The organism is Micromonospora sp. NPDC049060, assembly GCF_040649055.1.
In the GTDB taxonomy this organism is placed as follows: Bacteria; Actinomycetota; Actinomycetes; order Mycobacteriales; family Micromonosporaceae; genus Micromonospora; species Micromonospora reichwaldensis.
Genome location: NZ_JBEZEV010000007.1, coordinates 92,103 through 109,315, shown reverse-complemented (window position 1 = coordinate 109,315; position 17,213 = coordinate 92,103). Strand labels below are relative to the sequence as shown.

The window sequence follows — 17,213 nt, the reverse complement described above, 5'->3', positions numbered from 1 at the left end:
CTGACTGCCACTGCCTTCCGGGTGCTACCTCTCTGCGGGCGTTCGGCCGACCGGGCCGGGCCGGCAGAGCGAAGGAGCCCTCCACATGTTCCCGTTTCCCGACGAAGCGACCAGGAAGGCACTCGATCTCGGCCGGCGCGAGGTGTTCCAGACCTACCGGGTGCTGATGGCCTGCGAACTCCAGCGGCTGCGGCCCATCGTCGGGGCGCTGCCGGCAGGGCTGCGCCGCGACCAGTTGACCGCCCGGCTCGACAAGGCCGCCGCCCTGGCCGTCGGGACCTGGCTGCAACAGATCTCGGAACGCGGCGCGACGATGCACCAGGCGGCCACGCTGTTCAAGGAGGTGCAGGACTCGCTCGACGGGGTCGTGCCCTCCGCCGTCGGCAACCCGTATCTCGTCGCCGCTGTGGACGAACTGAAGACCAGGATCGTCGACGTCATGAACGACGACAAGAGTCCCACGCACGTCGCCGTCAACACCGCGTTCGCGCGCCTGTTCGGGTCCACCTCGTCGGTGGCGAAGGCGCGTTTCGCGCAGACGGTCACGGCCCTGCAGGCAGTGCTCAAGCGCACCGACGGCCGACGGTCGGGATTCGTGTGCAACCTGTCGTTGCCCGACGGGATGGGCGCACTGGCCAGCGGTCAGGGTGACACTGCCATCATCAACGTGGGTCGTTCCGCGCTCGACGGGACGATGCACCTGTGGGAGCTCGCCGCCACGCTCGCTCACGAGGGCACGCACATCCTGGCGGACAATCCGACGGTCGACATCGTCTACCGCCACCGCAACGCCGCCTACTACCTGCAGGGCCAGATCGCCCTGCAGAACGCCGCCAACTTCGAGCAGACCGTCTGCGAGGCGTTGGGCCAGGGTGGCCCGTTCCCCACCGACGAGCAGGTGGCCGCCATGCGGGGACGCACCGCGCCCCGGATGGACTCGGTGCACACCGTGCTCGCCTCCCGCATCACCCGCGCCTGGGTGCGCACCTACGACTTCACCCGCCTCGACTTCACCAGGGCCGACCTGCCCAAGCCGGTCGCCCTCGTGCTCACCGACCTGCCGCAGGACCGGGCGTACGCGCCGTTGATCGGGGCGTACATGGAGGCGCTGCACGCGGCGATGCTGGCGCTGATGCGGGCGGAGGGGCGGCTGGTGGTGCGGGCCGAGCCGAAGATGCTCAACCACTCGACGGTCGTCAACGCGGACGGCACCATCCGGTTCACCATCAACTCCGACCTCGCCGCCCGGACGCCCGTGGCCCAGCTCCTGCACTGGATGCTGGACGAACTCGTCGCCGAGGCGAAGTGCCAGATCCCCAAGGACGGGGCGCAACTGCTGGCCCTGATCCTGGGCATCGAGAAGTTCGACCGGGACAACGTGCACGACGTGCTGAACGACTTCTACGACTCCTTCCACTGAGCGGCGGCTGCCGAGCGGTACGCCGACGCCGCCCCCCGTGGCGTGGGGGGGCGTACCCATCGACCACAATCGGAGGCCGTCAACATCCACAGTCGAAGGGACACGAGTGAAACGCCGCCTTCTGCACGTCCTGACGGTCGCGACCGTCGTCTTCTCCGGTACGGCTGTGGTGGCCGCGCCGGCCTCGGCGAGCGACGCGTGGGGCATCGTCTGCAACCTCCGGGAGAACACCTGGCTGCGCACCGAGCCGCACGGCCACGTGCTGCTCACCCTGACTGCCGGCCGCGGGTTCCGCTGGCACGGTCAGGTCTCGGCGGTCGACGACGACACCTGGATCTACGGCCACGGCGCTGAGTACCCGTCCGTGGACGGCTGGGTTCCGGCCCGCAACACCACCTGCTGACCCGGCAGTTCCGCCGGGACGGCCGCCGACCGCTGCCGTCCCGGCGCACCGTGACACCCGGAAGCCGCTGACCATGCCGACCCCGGTCGTCCGTGCAGCCGACCCGGCGACCGGCGCCGCCGTTGTTCCCGCTCGCCCTCTCGTGGTGGCTACCGGGGTGTCAGCACGCAGAACTCGTTGCCGTCGGGGTCGGCCATGACCACCCAGCTGACCTCGCCCTGGCCGATGTCGATCCGGGCGGCCCCGAGGGCCAGCAGCCGGTCGACCTCCGTCTGCTGGTCGCCGTCCGCAGGCGGAGCGAGGTCGAAGTGCAGTCGTTGCTTGCCTGTCTTCGGGTTCAGCGGTGGACCACCCCAGGTGATCTTCGGGCCGCCGTGCGGTGAACGGATGGCGGTCTCCTGGTCCTGGTCCCAGACCAGCGGCCACCCCAGCGCCTCGCTCCAGAAGTAGCCGACCTCCTGCGAGCCGTCGCAGGCCAGCGCCCCGACGAATCCGCAGTCGGCGAGGAAGTCGTTGTCCGGCTCGATGACGCAGAACTCGTTGCCGTCGGGATCGGCGAGCACGACGTGACCCTCTTCGGGTCGTTGGCCGACGTCGATGTGCTCCGCGCCGAGTTCCAGCGCCCGGGCCACCGTCTGCCGCTGGTCTTCGAGGGACGTGCTCGTCAGGTCGAAGTGCATCGGGTTCGGGCCGGCCTTCGGCCTCCCGGTCGGAAGGAATCGGATTCGGAACCCGGTGTCGTCACTGGGCAGCAGCGTGACGCCGTCGTGTGGGTCGTCGGCCAGGTCCCAGCCCAGGACCCCGGACCAGAACCGGGCGAGCCGCAGAGGTTGGTTCGCGTCGAAGCTGAGCGCGAACAAATGACTCGTCATCTCCTGCGCATCTCCGATCGGCGGTGTGACCGCTGTCGACAGCACGCCTCGGCGGCGCGTAGCTCGGGAGCCTAGGGGTGAGCCGCGTCGTGCGCAGCCGAGTATTCGACGGCCGCCGGCCCTCCGGTCACCTCGCCGCCGGCGGCGAGGTGGCTCCGTTCCCGGCGGCTACGAGACGTGCTGCCAGAGCGGGGAGATCCGGGCCCGCGCGAAGCGCCAGCCGGCCGGCGTACGCGTGGCGGTGTAGCGGGCCTGGACACCGGCGACCCGGTGCGGCGCCTCGCCCCGGCGGAAGAAGTACACGAGCTGATGGGTGCCGACGTCGGCGTGGTCGCCGTCGAGATCCACCACCACGTCGGTGTTGAGGTGCTGGGTCGACTCCTCCTCGGGGCTGGTCCGCCGTAGGACGTCGACGATGTCGTCGATGCCGTGCAGGGCCCCGCGCGGGCTGCTGGTCTCGGCGTCCGGGGCGTAGACGCCCCGCAGGTCCTCGAAGCGCCGCTCGTCCAGTGCCTGGGCGAGCCGGGCGACGAGTTCGGCGATCTCGGCGCGGTCGGTCACGGGTGACATCTCATCCTCCATGTCGTTGGTGTCGCCAACGATATGGAGGATCGTTGGTGCCGCCAACGGTCTGTTAGCGTGGTCACCCGTGGAACCGACACCGGATCGTCTCGCCACGAAGGCGAGCTGGCTGATCACGCAGACCGCGGTGCACGCGCGGCGGCTCGTCGCCCAGGGGTTCGCCACCGCGGGCGCGCGGGGCTACCACTACCGGGTGCTCGCGGCGTTGCGGGAGTTCGGTCCCGCGAGCCAGGCGGAGCTGGGGCGGCGCTGCCGCATGGACCGCAGCGACGTCGTGGCGGCCGTGACCGAGCTGGAGGGGGAGGGCTTCGTCGAGCGCAGCGCCGACCCGGCGGACCGCCGACGCAACATCGTCACCAGCACCGAGGCGGGCGCGCGGCGACTGCGGCGGCTGGACCGCGCGCTCGACGACGTGCAGGACGAGCTGCTCGCCCCGCTGTCGGCCACCGAACGGCAGGCCCTGGTCGCGTTGCTCGGCAAGGTGCTCGACCACCACGGCGGCGCGCCGACATCGTGATCCGGCCTGAGCGCCACCAGCCCGCACCCGCCGGCGGCCACCGGTCGCGCTCCTGATCAGGCACGACCACGCGCCCACGCCGCCGATGGGCGGCCAGCGTCTGCCCCGACGTGTCGACGCAGGCGCCAACCGCGGGTCGGTTGGTGTGACCTAGATCATCACCTTGTCTACCGTCGGGGCCACGACTGACCGGTCGCGGTGCGCTCGGACCGCCCGGACCTGCGGCTTCCGCGGATCGCGTCCGCTCGTCCCGCTGACTCCGCCTCGGCTGCTCGGCCGATGGGTCGCTGTCGTGTCGGTCACTACTGTTAGCGTGCCCTCGTTGTCGATCACGGCCGATTCCTCACGAAATCTGGCTGTTCTGCCACTGCGGAGGGTATTCCTGATGGCCTGGCTACCGGTGGGAGACTCGTACGAGATCTCCCTCGTGGACGGAAAGGTGGCGGCCCGGTCCACCGGCCCGCGTGCCGGTGGTCGTCCCCTGAAGACGCTGCCGAAGGCGCTGCGCGACGACCCCGAGGTGGACCGGCTGCGCCAGCTCGCCCAGTGGCTGGACCGGCACGCCGCCGAATGCCTGGCCCGGGTCGACGCCTGGGTGGTGTCCTCGCTGCCGGTGCCGACGGGGCTGCTGGCCCGGGTCTGGCCGGACCCGGCCTGGCAGGACGCGCTGCGCGACCTCGTGGTCCTCGGGGACGACCCGGCCGAGCCGGGCTTCCTGCGCGACGTCACCGACACCGGCGACCTCCGCGTGGTCAACCTCGACGGGGACACCGTCCGGCTCTCGCCGGCGACCGCCACACTGCCGCACCCGGTGCGCCTGCCCGACCTGCCCGACCTGCGCGAGTTCGCCGACGAACTGGACGTCACCCAGCGGATCGAGCAACTGCACCGGGGCACCTGGGGCAAGCCCGACGAGGTGAAGCAGCGCGACACGGCCGTCACCGACTTCCGCGGCACCACGGTCCCCAACCGGCTCGCCGCCCGGGCCGCCACGCTCGGCTTCCGGGTCTCCGGCTCGCAGATCAGGTGCCGGGTCTGGGAGGCCGGCCGCGCGGTCGAGGCCGCCATGCGGTTCGACGAGGACTACTGGGACTCCGAGGCGACCCTGGGCAACCTCTCCTGGTCGGCGGTGGACGGCCCGACGTTGCGGTTGACCGAGGTCGGGCCGGTGGCCTGGTCGGAAGGAATGCGGATGGCGACGGCGCTGTCCGGTGCCGTGACCGGAACGGGGAAGAAGGCGTGACCGGGATGACGACGACCGCTGGCGACGACTCGGTCGAGAGCCTGCTGACCGCCGGCGCGGTGCTGCCGGCCGACACCGTCGGGGCCGGCGACCGGGCGGTGCCCCTCACCGCCCGCACCTACCGGCACCCGGCCCTCGGCGACCGACCGGTGGTCCGCCTGGTCGACGCCGCCCTCGGCGAGGGCGAGGACATCGCCGTCGAGTTCCTCGGCCTGACGCCGGGCGCCGAGCCGGTCGTCGTCGGGCTGGGCCCCCGCCGGCCGCTGGCGTTCCCGGAGTGGGTGCTGGTGCACCACCCGGCGGACGGCCGGCACGCGTTGGCGGTGGTGCCGGAGTTGCAGAAGCTGGCCAAGCAGGTGCGCTCGCGGCCCAAGGCCGCCCTGGACGGGCACCAGAGCATCGCCGACCGGCTCGCCCGTACGCTGTCGCACTTCCTGCCGACGTTCTTCGAGCAGGCGGCGCGGGTGTTCCTGGGCGCCGGGCAGGACGCGTACGCGACGCAGCTGTTCAACAAGGCGCGCAAGGCGGAGGCGCAGCACGGCCTGCCGGTCGACCTGAACCGGCTGGACGAGGTCTACGTGGAGTTCGCCTCGGCCAAGGTCGTGTCCGCGACCGCGTTGGCGGGCTACGCCAAGGAGCTGTCCGCCCAGTTGCCGGCAGGCGAGGCGCTGGAGCGGTTCTGCCGGCTGGCGCTGCGGGCCGCGACCGCCGGCGTCGTTCCGTCCACCCAGTCGGCAGGGGTGGTGAACCGGCTGGTCCGGGCCGCCACCAAGGCCGCCGGTAAGGCCGGCGCGGCCGCCGTCGCCGAGCGCGAGTCCGCCTACCTGACCGAGCTGCTCCGGTTGCCGGTGGCCGCCGAGGCACCGGCCGGTTGGTGGAAGGCGCACCTGCCGGCGGTGACGGCGCTGGCCGGGCGCGACCCGGCGATCCGTGGCAGCCTGCTCGACCTGATGCCCGCCGACCGGGACGACCTGGTCACGTGGCTGGCCCTGCTGACCGACACCGGTGCGCTCGCCGGGCTGTCCGACCCGGACGTGCCGGAGCCGGCCCGCCCGCAGGACGGCTCCGTCGGCTGGCTGCGCCGCTTCCTGGCCCGTGCCAACTCCGGCCACCGCCGTCGGCTGCCGCAGCTGTACACGCTCGTCGAGCGGATGGCCGACCGGCTGCGCGTCGAACTGGCCGACAGCGGCGAGACCCTCGGCGCGGACGGGGACCTGGAACTGCTCGACCTGCTGCTCGCCCTCGAGCTGCCGGTGGCCGCGCCGAAGGAGCACGAGGCTCTGGACCTGGCGAACTGGGTCACGCGCGGGGGAGAACGCGACCTGCTCGCCGTGGCGGGCGACGCCCGGTTCACCGGTGCCCTGCGCCGGGGCCTCGACCAGCTCGACGACCAGCAGGCCGCCCTGCGCCGGATGGTCGAGACGCCGGGCGTCCGGCCGATGCTTGTCGACTGGCTGCGGGCCCGGATCCGCGACCGGTTCGCCGCCGGGCTGCCGTACCTGCCGGCGTCGGTGGACTGGCTGGGCCGGCTCCCGGTCGAGGCGCTGCGCCTGGTCTCCGACGAGCTCGACGGAGCGGGCGAGCCCAGCCGGGGCGGCGACCTCGGGCAGGCCCTCGGCGTCGACCTCGCCGAGCGCGTCGCCCGCAGCCTGCGCGGCGGGCTCCTCGCCGAGCTGGGCTGGCCGGACTGGGAGCTGGCCTGGCAGGAGGTGACCGGCGGCGACCGGCAGGTCGAGGTGATCCGGCAGGAGGCCTGGCCGTACGCGATCCTGGGCGGGCCGACCACGGTGCGGGTGATCGGCGCCGAGGGCATCGTGCTCCGCCACGACCTGCGCATCCCGGCCGGCGACATGTGGGGTCAGCCCGGCTACCACTTCGTCGACGGCCACCTGCTGGTCTACTGGCGTTCCAAGGCGCTCGACTACGACCTGCGCGGCTACTGGCACTCGTCGCCCGGCGAACCGCAGCTCATCCAGGGCCGCCACCACGGCAGCCAGCCGCGCGGGAAGCAGATCACCCTGCCGCTGACCGGCGGCGGCCGGACCACCGGCGACGGCGTGCTGCACGCCGGTGACACCGCTGTCCCGTCGGAGCTGCCGGTCATCACCGACGGCACCTCGCACTGGGTGTACCGGCACGGCGAGGACGACGACACCCACGGCTGGCGCGAGTACGACCCCGTCGCCAACACCCACGGCCGGCGCGGCCTGCCCGGGTTCCTGGCCGACCTCCCGGTCGACGGGAGCCGCCTCCAGGAAACGGCCAGCTGGCTGCGGCCGGCCCTGTCCGACCGGGCCACCCCGGCCGCCGTCCCCGTGGACGGGCTGCTCGGCTGGCGGGTGGTCACGCTGCCGGACGGCTCGGTACGCGGTACGGACCTGGCCGGTCGTACCGTCACCGTCGCCGCGGGCCAGGAGCCGATCGCGGCGCTGGTGCTGCCCGGCGACGACCGGCCCCGGGCCGTGCTCAAGGGTCCCGTCCTGGTCGACCCGGACGGGATGGTGTCGGCCGCCGCCGGACCGCCGTCCAGCCGGGACTACAGCCCCGGCCCGGTCCCGCTGCCGGCCCGGCAGTTCCTCGGCAACCTGCTGCCCCGCGACCCGGCCGGCTCCACCGCCCTGCGCCGGATGGACCGGGAGACCGCCGCCGCACTGCTGAAGGTCGCCCTCGACGAGCGCCGCGCCATCCTGGCCGAAGAGGCGGCACGGGCCGCGGCCCGCGCGGCGGCGCGGTCCGGGCTGACCGTGGCCACCCAGGCCGTCACCGGCCTTCCCATCGCCGTTCCCGCGTCCACGGTCGGCGCCGGCCACGCCCCCGCCACCACCGGCGCGACCGCCGTCGAGGACGACACGGACGCGCTGGTCGAGCTGGTCCGCTCGACGGTGCCGGCGCTCAGCCACGACGCCCTGCTGGCCGGGGTGGTCGGGGCGCTGCGGCTGGCCGCCCGGGTACGCACCGACCTGGAGGCGGTGACCGAGCGGCTCACCAGGTCGCTGTCGGCCCCGGTCGCGGTGGCGCCGACAGCCACCGTGACCGGACCCACCGACCGGCAGCTCAGCGCGGCGCTGGACGGCCTGCGCGGCTCGATCTACGGAGCGGGCACCGTGGCGCACGCCTTCACCCAGTTCCGGGCGTTGGCCATTCAGCGCTCCGTCACCGGCGGGGGCGATCCCGCCGTACGGCTGCACCTGGACGGGCCGGCGCTGCCGTCCACCCTGAACTGGTGGGCGCTGCTCGGCGGCGTCGCCGCCGTCGCCTACCGGGCCGTCGCGGCGGTCACCCCCGACGAGCACCGGGAGACGCTGCGGGCCCTGCTCACCGAGCTGGACGGGCTCGACCTGGGCGCGGCGGCCGAGCCGGGGCGGTGGCGCCGGTGCGTACTGCACGTGCTGGACGGCGAAATGAGAAACCCCGACGGCTCGCGCCGCTATCCGCGGCCGGGCATCCTGCCGCTGCCCGACGGGGCGTTCCTCGCGGTGCTCAACTCCAGCGGCACGACCACCGGCTACTTCTTCGAGGCGCTGCACCACGACCCGGCCGGCGTCTTCGCCTTGCCCGAGCCGTACACGTTGCACTCCTTGGAGCCCGTCGGTGACGAACGGCCGGCCGGCTGGCTGGCCGCCTTCCGCACCGAGTGGGCCGCGCGTGGCCCGCTGCCCTGGCGGCCGGAGGCGGCTGAACGGTTCGCTGAGCTGACCGGCATCACCCCCACCGCCGCGAAGCTGGTGCTGGCCGGCCTGCCGTACGCCGACTCGGCCGGCACCGTGCCGACCGAGCTGCGCAAGGCGCTCGGGATCAGGCAGGTCGGCGAGGTCAAGCTGGCCTTCGGGGTCCTGCGGGAGGCGAGGCCGGCACTGCGGCTGGCTGTGGTCTCGGCGCTGCTGCCGGCCGACCCGGCCCGGCTGTGGACCGACGGACCGGACGTGGCCGCCGCGGCGGCGGTATGGAACGCCGCTCTGGGGCGCCGGGCGGTCGTGCCCGAACAGCTGCTCGCCGAGGCGACCCGTGCGATCCGCACCGGCTGGGCGCCCGCGAAGGCGTTGCCGGCGCTGCTCGACCCGGCCCGCTCGGCCGAGCTGAGCACCGATTTGGCCTTCGAGGTCCGGGGCAACCGGGCCCGGCCCGTCGCCAAGCGCCCGGCGGGCTTCACCGGGCACGTGCTGCACTCCACCATCGCCCTGGCGGCCTGGGTCGCGCACCACACGCCGGTCGGCGACCCGTGCCGGGCGGCGCTGCCAGCCGCGTTGGCCACGATCCGGGACCGGCTGGCCAACCCCGACCTCATGCTCGACCTGGAGCAGTACGTCTACCTGCCCGAGTTCCGGCAGGTGGCGGGCACCCCGTCGGAGACGGGCCCGGGCTGGGAACGCTACGGCGCCATCGTACTGTCCACCCACGACAGCCGACCGTTGCCCGCGCTGCGGCCGGAGCTGCTCGACGCCGACGGCACGGACCCGTACCTGCCGGCGCTGCGCAGGGACGTGGCCAAGCCGTACCCGGTGGAGGTGGCGCTGCGGCTGGTGCGCGACCCGCGCTTCGCGGCGCTGCTCGCCGACCCGGGGGAGCCCGCCGACGGCGCGCGGGCGGCGGACGGGACCTGGTGGCCGCAGGATCCCACCCGGTCGGCGTCCGATGTGGTCGCCGAGGTCGCCGAGGCGTACGGCCTGGGCACCGACGCGGCGGCGGCGTACCTGATGCTGCTGGCCATGCCCGACCCGACGGACCGCAACACGGCGAGGTGGACGGGCTGGAAGCCGGCGCGGCTGAAGGCGGCGCGCGCCGAGTTGGCCGGCACCGACCTGGTCGTCGAGGCCAGCCGGTCCCGGGCCGGCCGGTCGCTGTTCCTGCCCGGCCCGTGGCTGGAGCGCGGCGCCGGGCAGGTGCCGATCGAAGGCTGGAAGTTGGCCCTGTTCGACCTCGCCCCCGACGGCACGGCCGCGCTCGGGGTGACCGTGCCGTTCGAACCGGCCGCGGAACTCTACCGGCGGTCCTGGCGACGCCTCCGCGACGGTGACCTGCCCCGCCTCGCCGACCTGCCCGGCCGCTGACTCCTGTCCGGCGGGTGGTGGCGCCCGCGACGACCCTCCCCGGCCGTCACGGCGCCGTCGCCCCGCCCACCCCTGTCCCGAAACACCTCAAGAGAGAGATCGAGGAACACCCGTGACCGTGACGGAAGACGTCCGCCCCTCCGAGGCGCCGGAGAACGCCGCCCAGGTCCTCTCGGCCGAGCAACGGTACGCCGACGAGCTGGACTTCCTGGCCGCGTACGACGACGGGGCCCGACCGCCGGGCTGGGCGCTGACCCCGCGCGCCGTGGTCACCTTCATCCAGGGCAGCGACGGCGAGGCGTTGAAGCTGCCCGCCGAGCGGCGCACCGGCCCGGCCGGCACCGAGCTGCCGGCCAGCATGACCATCCCGGCGAAGTTCGTCGGCGAGCGGAGCCTGGTCGAGCGGTGCGTGGTCACCCTGGCCGGCGAGCGGGGCCTGCTGCTGGTCGGCGAGCCCGGCACCGCCAAGTCCATGCTCTCCGAGCTGCTGGCCGCCGCCGTCTGCGGCACCAGCGCGCTGACCGTGCAGGGCACCGCCGGCACCACCGAGGACGCCTTCCGGTACGGCTGGAACTACGCCCTGCTGCTCGCCCAGGGCCCGACCCCGCAGGCGCTTGTCGACTCGCCGGTGCTGACCGCGATGCGCACCGGCCGGGTGGTCCGGATCGAGGAGGTCACCCGCTGCCTGCCCGAGGTGCAGGACGCGCTGGTGTCCATCCTGTCCGACCGGCGGATGAACGTGCCGGAGCTCTCCGGCACCGAGGACGGGCTGATCCGCGCCGTGCCCGGGTTCACCGTGATCGCCACCGCCAACCTCCGGGACCGGGGCGTGTCGGAGATGTCCTCGGCCCTCAAGCGCCGGTTCAACTTCGAGACCATCCACCCGATCTCGGACGCGGACGTCGAGACCGACCTGGTCCGCCAGCAGGCCACCGCCGCCGTGCAGCGCGCCGGCGCGGCGTACACGGTGGACGACGCGGTGCTGGACGCCCTGGTCACCGTGTTCCGCGACCTGCGTACCGGCCGGTCGGGCGAGGGCTGGGACGTGGAACGGCCCGGCACGGTGATGTCCACCGCCGAGGCGGTGCAGGTGGCGGTGTCGCTCGGCCTGGCCGCCGCGTACCTGCCCGGCGGGGACGCGCTCGACCTGGTGCCCGGGCACCTGCTCGGCGTGGTCCGCAAGGACGACCAGAACGACCACGCCCGGCTGCTCGGCTACTGGGACGGCCCGGTCCGTCGCCGCGCCGAGGACGGCTCGGCGATGTGGCGCCGGCTCTGGGACCTGCGGGAGAGCCTGCGGTGACGACCCTCTCCAGCACGACGCCCGGTGCGGCCCCGCCGGCCGCCGACCCGGCGAGGGCCGATGCGACAGCAGCCGACCCCGCGACGGTCGACCCGACGTCGGCCGATCCGCGCGCCGTGGTCGACGCGCTCGCCGGTTCGGTGCGGCCCTACCTGATCGGGGTGCGGCACCACAGCCCGGCGCTGGCGGCGGTGGTGCCGGCGCTGCTGGACGCCGCCGGGGCCGAGGTGGTCTGCGTCGAGCTGCCGGCCGACTTCCAGCGCTGGCTGCCGTATCTGTCCGATCCGGCCGCCCGGGCCCCGCTGGCCCTGGTCGGCAGCCACGGCGCGGACGGGCCGATGGGCTTCTACCCGTTCGCCGACTTCTCGCCGGAACTGGCCGCGATCCGCTGGGCCCGGCGGCACGGCGTGGAGGTGGTCTGCTGCGACCTGCCGCTGGCCGACCCCGGCTGGAGCGCCGGCGCCACCGACTCCGACCCGACTGCCGGTGCCGAGCCCGCACCGGACGCGGGGGAGCCGGTGCCCGGCCTGCGCCGGTCCTACGCCGCCGCGCTCAGCGCCAGCGGCACCGGCCGCGACGGCGACGACCTGTGGGACCGGGTGGTCGAGGTGCGGGCCCCGGGCTGCCCGCCCGAGGCGGTCCGCCGGGCCGCGCTCGGCGTCGGCTGGGCGATGCGGACCGACAGCGCCGACCGCGACGGCGTACCGGCCCGGGACCTGGCCCGTGAGCGGCACATGCGCCGGGTGCTGGCCGAGGCCGGCGTCGACGGCCGGCGGGTCGCCGCCGTCGTCGGCGCTTTCCACGCCCCGGCTCTGGTCGCCACCCCGTCGACCGCCGCCGTCGACGTCGCGTCCACCAGGTCCGGCACCGCCCCGGCCGATCCGGTCCGGTCCGTGACGACCCCGCCCGGACCGGCCGCCACCGACGGCGACCGCACGGCGGTCACCTCGCTGGTGCCGTACGCGTTCGACCTGCTCGACTCCCGGTCCGGCTACCCGGCCGGGATCCGCGACCCGCGCTGGCAGCAGTCCGTCCTCACTGCCGGCGGTGACCCGGAACGGATCCGGGCCGCCGCCGCCCGGGCGGTCACCGACGTGTGCCGGGACCTCCGCGCGGCCGGTCACACCGCCGGCACCGGCGAGGCCACCGAGACGGTACGGCTCGCCGACGACCTGGCCCGGCTGCGGAACCTGCCCGCCCCCGGCCGGGGCGAGGTGCTGGAGGCGGTGACCACCGTGCTCGGCCAGGGCGAACTGCTCGGCCGCGGCCGGGCGCTGGCCAGGGCCCTGGAGAACGTGCTGGTCGGCGCCGAACGGGGCCGCATCGCCCCCGGCACGCCGCGCTCCGGGCTCGGCCCGGCGGTCGAGGCGGAACTCGCCACGCTGCGGCTGCCCGACCCGGGCAGCCCCAAGGCCCGCGAGGTGCGGCTGGACCCGCTGCGCACCGAACTGGACGGGCGGCGGGAGATCCTGCTGCAACGCCTCCAGGTCTGCGGCGTCGGCTACGGCGAGCCCGTCGCGGTCTCCGGCACCGGCGACGGCGCCGCCCTGACCACCCGCTGGCAGCTGGCCTGGACGCCGTCCGTGGCGGCCCGGCTGGACCTGGTCGGCGTACGCGGGGTGACTGCCGCGCTGGCCGCCGCCGGCACCCTGCGGGAGCGGTTCCGCCGGGAGGCCGCCGACGGTGGCCCCACCGCCGCGCAGCTGCTCACCGGGCTGCGCGACGCCGCCCGGTGCGACCTGCCGGAGCTGGTCACCGACCGGCTCGACCTGGCCGCCACGGTGCTGCCGGGCACCGGCACGCTGCCCGAGCTGCTGGCCGCACTGGACCTGTTGGAGGCGCTACGCCGCGAGCACCTGCCCGGCACCACCGCCGACGGCCGGGCCCGGGCGGCCGAGCTGGCCGTCGTGCTGCTGGACGCGGCGGTGCGCGGGCTGCCCGGCCTGGCCGGCAGCGACACCCCGGCCGACGCCGCCGCGCTTGTCGATCTCGCGGTCCGGGCCGGCGAGGACCGCATCGGGCTGCGTCTGGACGAGGCCCTCGACCACCTGGCCCGCGCCGGTTCGCCGCTGATCCAGGGGGCTGCCCTGGCCGCGCGGGTGCTGCTCGACCTGACCGACCTGGAGACCCTGGGCACCCGGGTGGCCGGCTGGATCGACGCGGCGACCGGACCGGACACCCGCCGGCACCTGCACCGGCTGCTCGGCGGCCTGCTCACCGGGGCGCACCCGCTGTTGCAGTCCGCCCCGGCCGCGCTGGACCCGCTGCTGGAACGGATCGAGCGGCTTCCCGACGCCGACTTCCTGGACCGGCTGCCCGCGCTGCGCGGCGGGTTCGACGTGCTCACCCCGGCGGCCCGGGACCGGCTGCTGCACACCGTCACCGAACGGCTGGGTGACCGGCTCGACCTGAGCCTGTCCGCCCCGCCGGAGCTGCTGGCCCGCTGGGCCGCCGCCGACGCGGCCGGGCGGGCCGCCCTGCTCGCCCGCCACCTCCCCGTCCCGGGCACGCCGACCGGCCCCACCGAGGTCGACGCCGATGCCGGCGTCACGCCTGGGCCGGTCACCCCGGACGCCCGGCTCACCGCCAGCGACCGGTGGCGGCTGCTGCTCGGCCGCCAGCCCGACCGGTTGCCGGCCGACGCCCGCCGCTACGCCCGCGCCCTGGACGAGCTGTACGGGGCGGGCCAGGGCGAGGGCGCCACCGACCTCGGCCAGGCGGCCGGCGGCGGCCAGGAGGCCTCCTTCCCGACCGCCCGCGAGTGGGCCGACGAACTCGAGGCGCTGTTCGGCACCGCCGTACGCGAGGAGGTCATCGCCCGGGCGGCCGAGAGCGGCCGTACCGACGTGCTCACCGAGCTCGACCCGGCCGCCGTACGCCCCTCGATGGAGCTGCTGACCTCGGTGCTGTCGCTGGCCGGTGGCCTGCCCGAGGGGCAGTTGGCCAAGCTGCGGCCACTGGTGCGGCGACTGGTCGAGGAGCTGACCAGGCAACTGGCCACCCAGGTGCGTCCGGCGCTGACCGGGCTGACCAACCCGCGTCCGACCAGCCGTCCAGGGGGCCGGATCAACCTGGCCCGTACGCTGCGGGCGAACCTGGCGCACACCCAGCGGCTCGGCGACGGCCGGACGGTGGTGGTGCCGCAACGCCCGGTCTTCAACACCCGCACCCGCAAGGAGGCCGACTGGCGGCTGGTGCTGGTGGTCGACGTGTCCGGCTCGATGGAGGCGTCGGTGGTGTGGTCGGCGTTGACCGCCGCCGTACTGGCCGGGGTGCCCACCCTGTCCACCCACTTCCTCGCCTTCTCCACCGAGGTGGTCGACCTGACCGACCGGGTCGACGACCCGCTGTCGCTGCTGCTGGAGGTGCGCGTCGGCGGCGGTACGCACATCGCCGCCGGGCTGGCCGCCGCCCGCTCGCTGGTGACCGTGCCGAGCCGCACCATCGTCGCGGTGGTCAGCGACTTCGAGGAGGGTTACCCGCTGGCCGGGCTGCTCGGCGAGGTCCGCACGCTTGTCGGTTCCGGCGTGCACCTGCTCGGCTGCGCCGCGCTGAACGACAGGGGAGTGCCCTGCTACTCGGTGCCGGTCGCCGAGCAGCTCGTCGCGGCCGGGATGCCGGTCGCCGCTCTCAGCCCGCTCGAACTCGCCCGCTGGGTGGGCGACCGCATCCGCGGAGGATCACGTTGACGGACCGCACAGCCACCGCCGTGGACACCGACCGGTTGCCGCCGGTGCTGCCGGCGGTCGCCGCCGCGGCGGTGGCGGCCCTGCCACCCCGGCTGCACAGGCGGCTGGACGCCGCCGTCGAACGGCTGGCCGGCGTACCGGTCGGCCCGGTCGACGGGGGCGTCTCGGTCGACTGCGGCCCGGAGTCGCTGGTCATCCTGACGCCCGGAGCGACGGGCGCGGTCACCGACCCGGACCAGGCGCGGTGCAGCTGCCTGCTGGCGCCCCGCTGCCTGCACCGCACCGCCGTCCTGCTCGCCTGCCCCGTCGCCGACCCGGCCGCCCACCCCGATCCGGCGTCCACCGCCGCGGCGTCCCCGACGTCGGACAGCGCCGGCACGGCGTCCGGCAAGACCGGCCGGACCGCGCGTACCAGGAAGTCGGCCGGCGCGGCGCCGACGAAGGCGCAGCGGGCCGCGGCCGGCGCGCTGTGGCGGGCGGCCGCCGCGGTGCTCGCGGCCGGCGTGCCGGCGGCCGGGGCGGTGCCCCAGGCCGAACTGCTGCGGGCCGCCCACGGCGCCCGCCTGGCCGGCCTGCCGCGGGCCGAGAGCGCCGCGCTGCGCACGGTACGTGGGCTGCGCGCGCACCGGGGCCGGCAGAACGGCCACCGGTTGGCCGAGCTGGTCGAGGTGCTGCACGACCTGCTGTACGTCACCGGCCGGCTGGCCGCCGGCGACGCCGACCCGGCGCTGGTCGGCGTCCTGCGGCGGGCCTACCAGCCGGACGGCACCCTCGAGGTGTACGGCGTCTGCCGGGAACCGGTGATCAGCGCGACCGGGTACGCCGGGGTGGTCACCCACCTGGTGGCCGCCGACGGGCGCCAGCTCTCCTTCGGCGACGTGAAACCGGGCGGTCCGGACAGGGCACGGGACTGCGCCCGGGCGGTCACCGAGATGGGCGCGGTCGCGGTCAACCACGCGGTACTGGCCCGTGGCGGCCTGCGGATCACCGGCACCACCGTCTCCCCGGACGGCCGGCTCGGCGCCGGTAAGGGGGTCCGGGCCACCCCGCTCACCGGGGCCGACTGGTCCACCGGGCCGCTGGCGCGACTGTTCGCCCGCCCGCTCGCCGAGGTGGTGACCGCGCAACTCGCCACCGACGACCCGGAGGACCCGGCCCGGGCGGGGACCGCGCTGTTCGGCGGTGACCTGATGGTGGTGGGCGCCGCCGGTGACCAGGTGCTGGCCCGCGAGCTGGCCCCCGCCACCGACGAAGGAGGCGAGCGGGCGCCGGTGCCGGACGGGCCGCTGATCCGGCTGGTGCCGGTCGACTCCCACCCGATGCTGGCCCACGTGGGCAACCTGCGGCGGCTCGCCTCCCGGCCCGGCCTGCGGGTCCGGGTGGTCGGCCGGCTGGACCCGGACCGGGCCAGCACACTGCGACCGCTCGCGGTCGGCCCGGTGCCCGGTGCCGCCGCCACGTTGCGGCTGCCGGCGGACTGGCACGGCCGGGCGGACCTCGGCTACGACGAGCTCCAGGGCGGCCACCTGCCGCCGCGCGACCCGGCGGAGACGACCGGCCCCGTCCTGGCCGTCGGCGCCGACGCGGTGGCGGAGTCCCCGCTGTGGCGGGTCCGCCGGCTGGTGGAGTTGGCCGTCTCGGGCGGTCGTCGCGCCGTCGCCGAGGCGGCCCGCGGCGACGGCGCCGGCCTGGCCGGCCCGCTGCGCCGCGCCGGCTTCACCACCGCCGCCGCGCTCACCACCGCCCTGGCCGACGAGTCCGACCGGCGCGGCCGGGACGCGTTCGGCCGGCGTACCGATCCCGACCCGGACCGGTACGCGTGGGCCTGGCTCGCCGCGACCGCTCACCTCGCCGCCGCCGAGCGGGAGCTGATCCGGTCCTCCTGGACCGCCCCGCCGCTCGGCTGACCTGCGGGAACCCGGGCCGGTGGCGGTGGTGGTCCGGTCGCCACCGACGCCCCACCGCCGAGGCCCCGGCACCCGTCCGAACCCGGGCGGGTGCCGGGCCCTCGGGCGAGGGGAACGCACGCGTGGGGGCCGTGCGCGTCACGACCCGCCCGCCGGGCGGTCCTCGGGCACATCGGGGGAAACCCGGTGGACGTCCGTGACGCGGGACTAGATTGATTCCGCATGGTCG

The 17,213-nt window shown here is 75.3% G+C and carries 10 protein-coding genes; 8 read left to right on the top strand and 2 right to left on the bottom strand.

The genetic code is table 11. The annotated features are described in order from the left end of the window. Nucleotides 1-85: 85 nt before the first annotated feature. Together AB0B83_RS05705 and AB0B83_RS05700 are read left to right on the top strand one after the other, a co-directional pair. Nucleotides 86-1,420 carry a hypothetical protein gene (locus AB0B83_RS05705; protein WP_357577158.1) on the top strand — a complete coding sequence of 445 codons (1,335 nt, stop codon included), beginning with the start codon at nucleotides 86-88 and terminating at the stop codon, nucleotides 1,418-1,420. Between the two features lie 106 nt (nucleotides 1,421-1,526). Next, a complete protein-coding gene (locus AB0B83_RS05700) occupies nucleotides 1,527-1,823 on the top strand; it encodes a hypothetical protein (RefSeq protein WP_357577157.1) in 297 nt (98 codons plus the stop codon). A gap of 149 nt (nucleotides 1,824-1,972) precedes the next feature. On the opposite strand, the gene AB0B83_RS05695 is transcribed toward AB0B83_RS05700, so the two are convergent. Together AB0B83_RS05695 and AB0B83_RS05690 are read right to left on the bottom strand one after the other, a co-directional pair. After that, entirely contained in the window at nucleotides 1,973-2,695 is a 723-nt protein-coding gene (locus tag AB0B83_RS05695; RefSeq protein WP_357577156.1) for a VOC family protein, read from the bottom strand. Between the two features lie 168 nt (nucleotides 2,696-2,863). After that, the gene (locus AB0B83_RS05690) at nucleotides 2,864-3,265 is read right to left on the bottom strand and encodes a nuclear transport factor 2 family protein (RefSeq protein ID WP_357577155.1); all 402 of its coding nucleotides are present in this window, start codon (nucleotides 3,263-3,265) and stop codon (nucleotides 2,864-2,866) included. Nucleotides 3,266-3,344: 79 nt separating this feature from the next. Here AB0B83_RS05690 and AB0B83_RS05685 point away from each other — a divergent pair, with 79 nt between their 5' ends. The 6 genes from AB0B83_RS05685 to AB0B83_RS05660 all read left to right on the top strand — a co-directional run bounded on the left by AB0B83_RS05685 (nucleotide 3,345) and on the right by AB0B83_RS05660 (nucleotide 16,984). Next, nucleotides 3,345-3,794, top strand: coding sequence for a MarR family winged helix-turn-helix transcriptional regulator (locus AB0B83_RS05685; protein WP_357577154.1), 450 nt, complete (start codon nucleotides 3,345-3,347; stop codon nucleotides 3,792-3,794). Between the two features lie 385 nt (nucleotides 3,795-4,179). Continuing rightward, on the top strand, nucleotides 4,180-5,037 hold the full coding sequence (locus AB0B83_RS05680; RefSeq protein ID WP_357577153.1) for a DUF4132 domain-containing protein: 858 nt from the start codon (nucleotides 4,180-4,182) through the stop codon (nucleotides 5,035-5,037). Between the two features lie 5 nt (nucleotides 5,038-5,042). Continuing rightward, nucleotides 5,043-10,085, top strand: coding sequence for a hypothetical protein (locus tag AB0B83_RS05675; RefSeq protein WP_357577152.1), 5,043 nt, complete (start codon nucleotides 5,043-5,045; stop codon nucleotides 10,083-10,085). Between the two features lie 112 nt (nucleotides 10,086-10,197). Further along, on the top strand, nucleotides 10,198-11,388 hold the full coding sequence (locus tag AB0B83_RS05670) for an AAA family ATPase (RefSeq protein WP_357577151.1): 1,191 nt from the start codon (nucleotides 10,198-10,200) through the stop codon (nucleotides 11,386-11,388). Then, the gene (locus AB0B83_RS05665; protein WP_357577150.1) at nucleotides 11,385-15,077 is read left to right on the top strand and encodes a DUF5682 family protein; all 3,693 of its coding nucleotides are present in this window, start codon (nucleotides 11,385-11,387) and stop codon (nucleotides 15,075-15,077) included. Before AB0B83_RS05670 ends, AB0B83_RS05665 begins: the two co-directional genes overlap by 4 nt. Beyond that, on the top strand, nucleotides 15,074-16,984 hold the full coding sequence (locus AB0B83_RS05660; RefSeq protein ID WP_357577149.1) for a hypothetical protein: 1,911 nt from the start codon (nucleotides 15,074-15,076) through the stop codon (nucleotides 16,982-16,984). The genes AB0B83_RS05665 and AB0B83_RS05660 overlap by 4 nt, the downstream gene beginning before the upstream one ends. The last annotated feature ends 229 nt before the right edge of the window (nucleotides 16,985-17,213 follow it).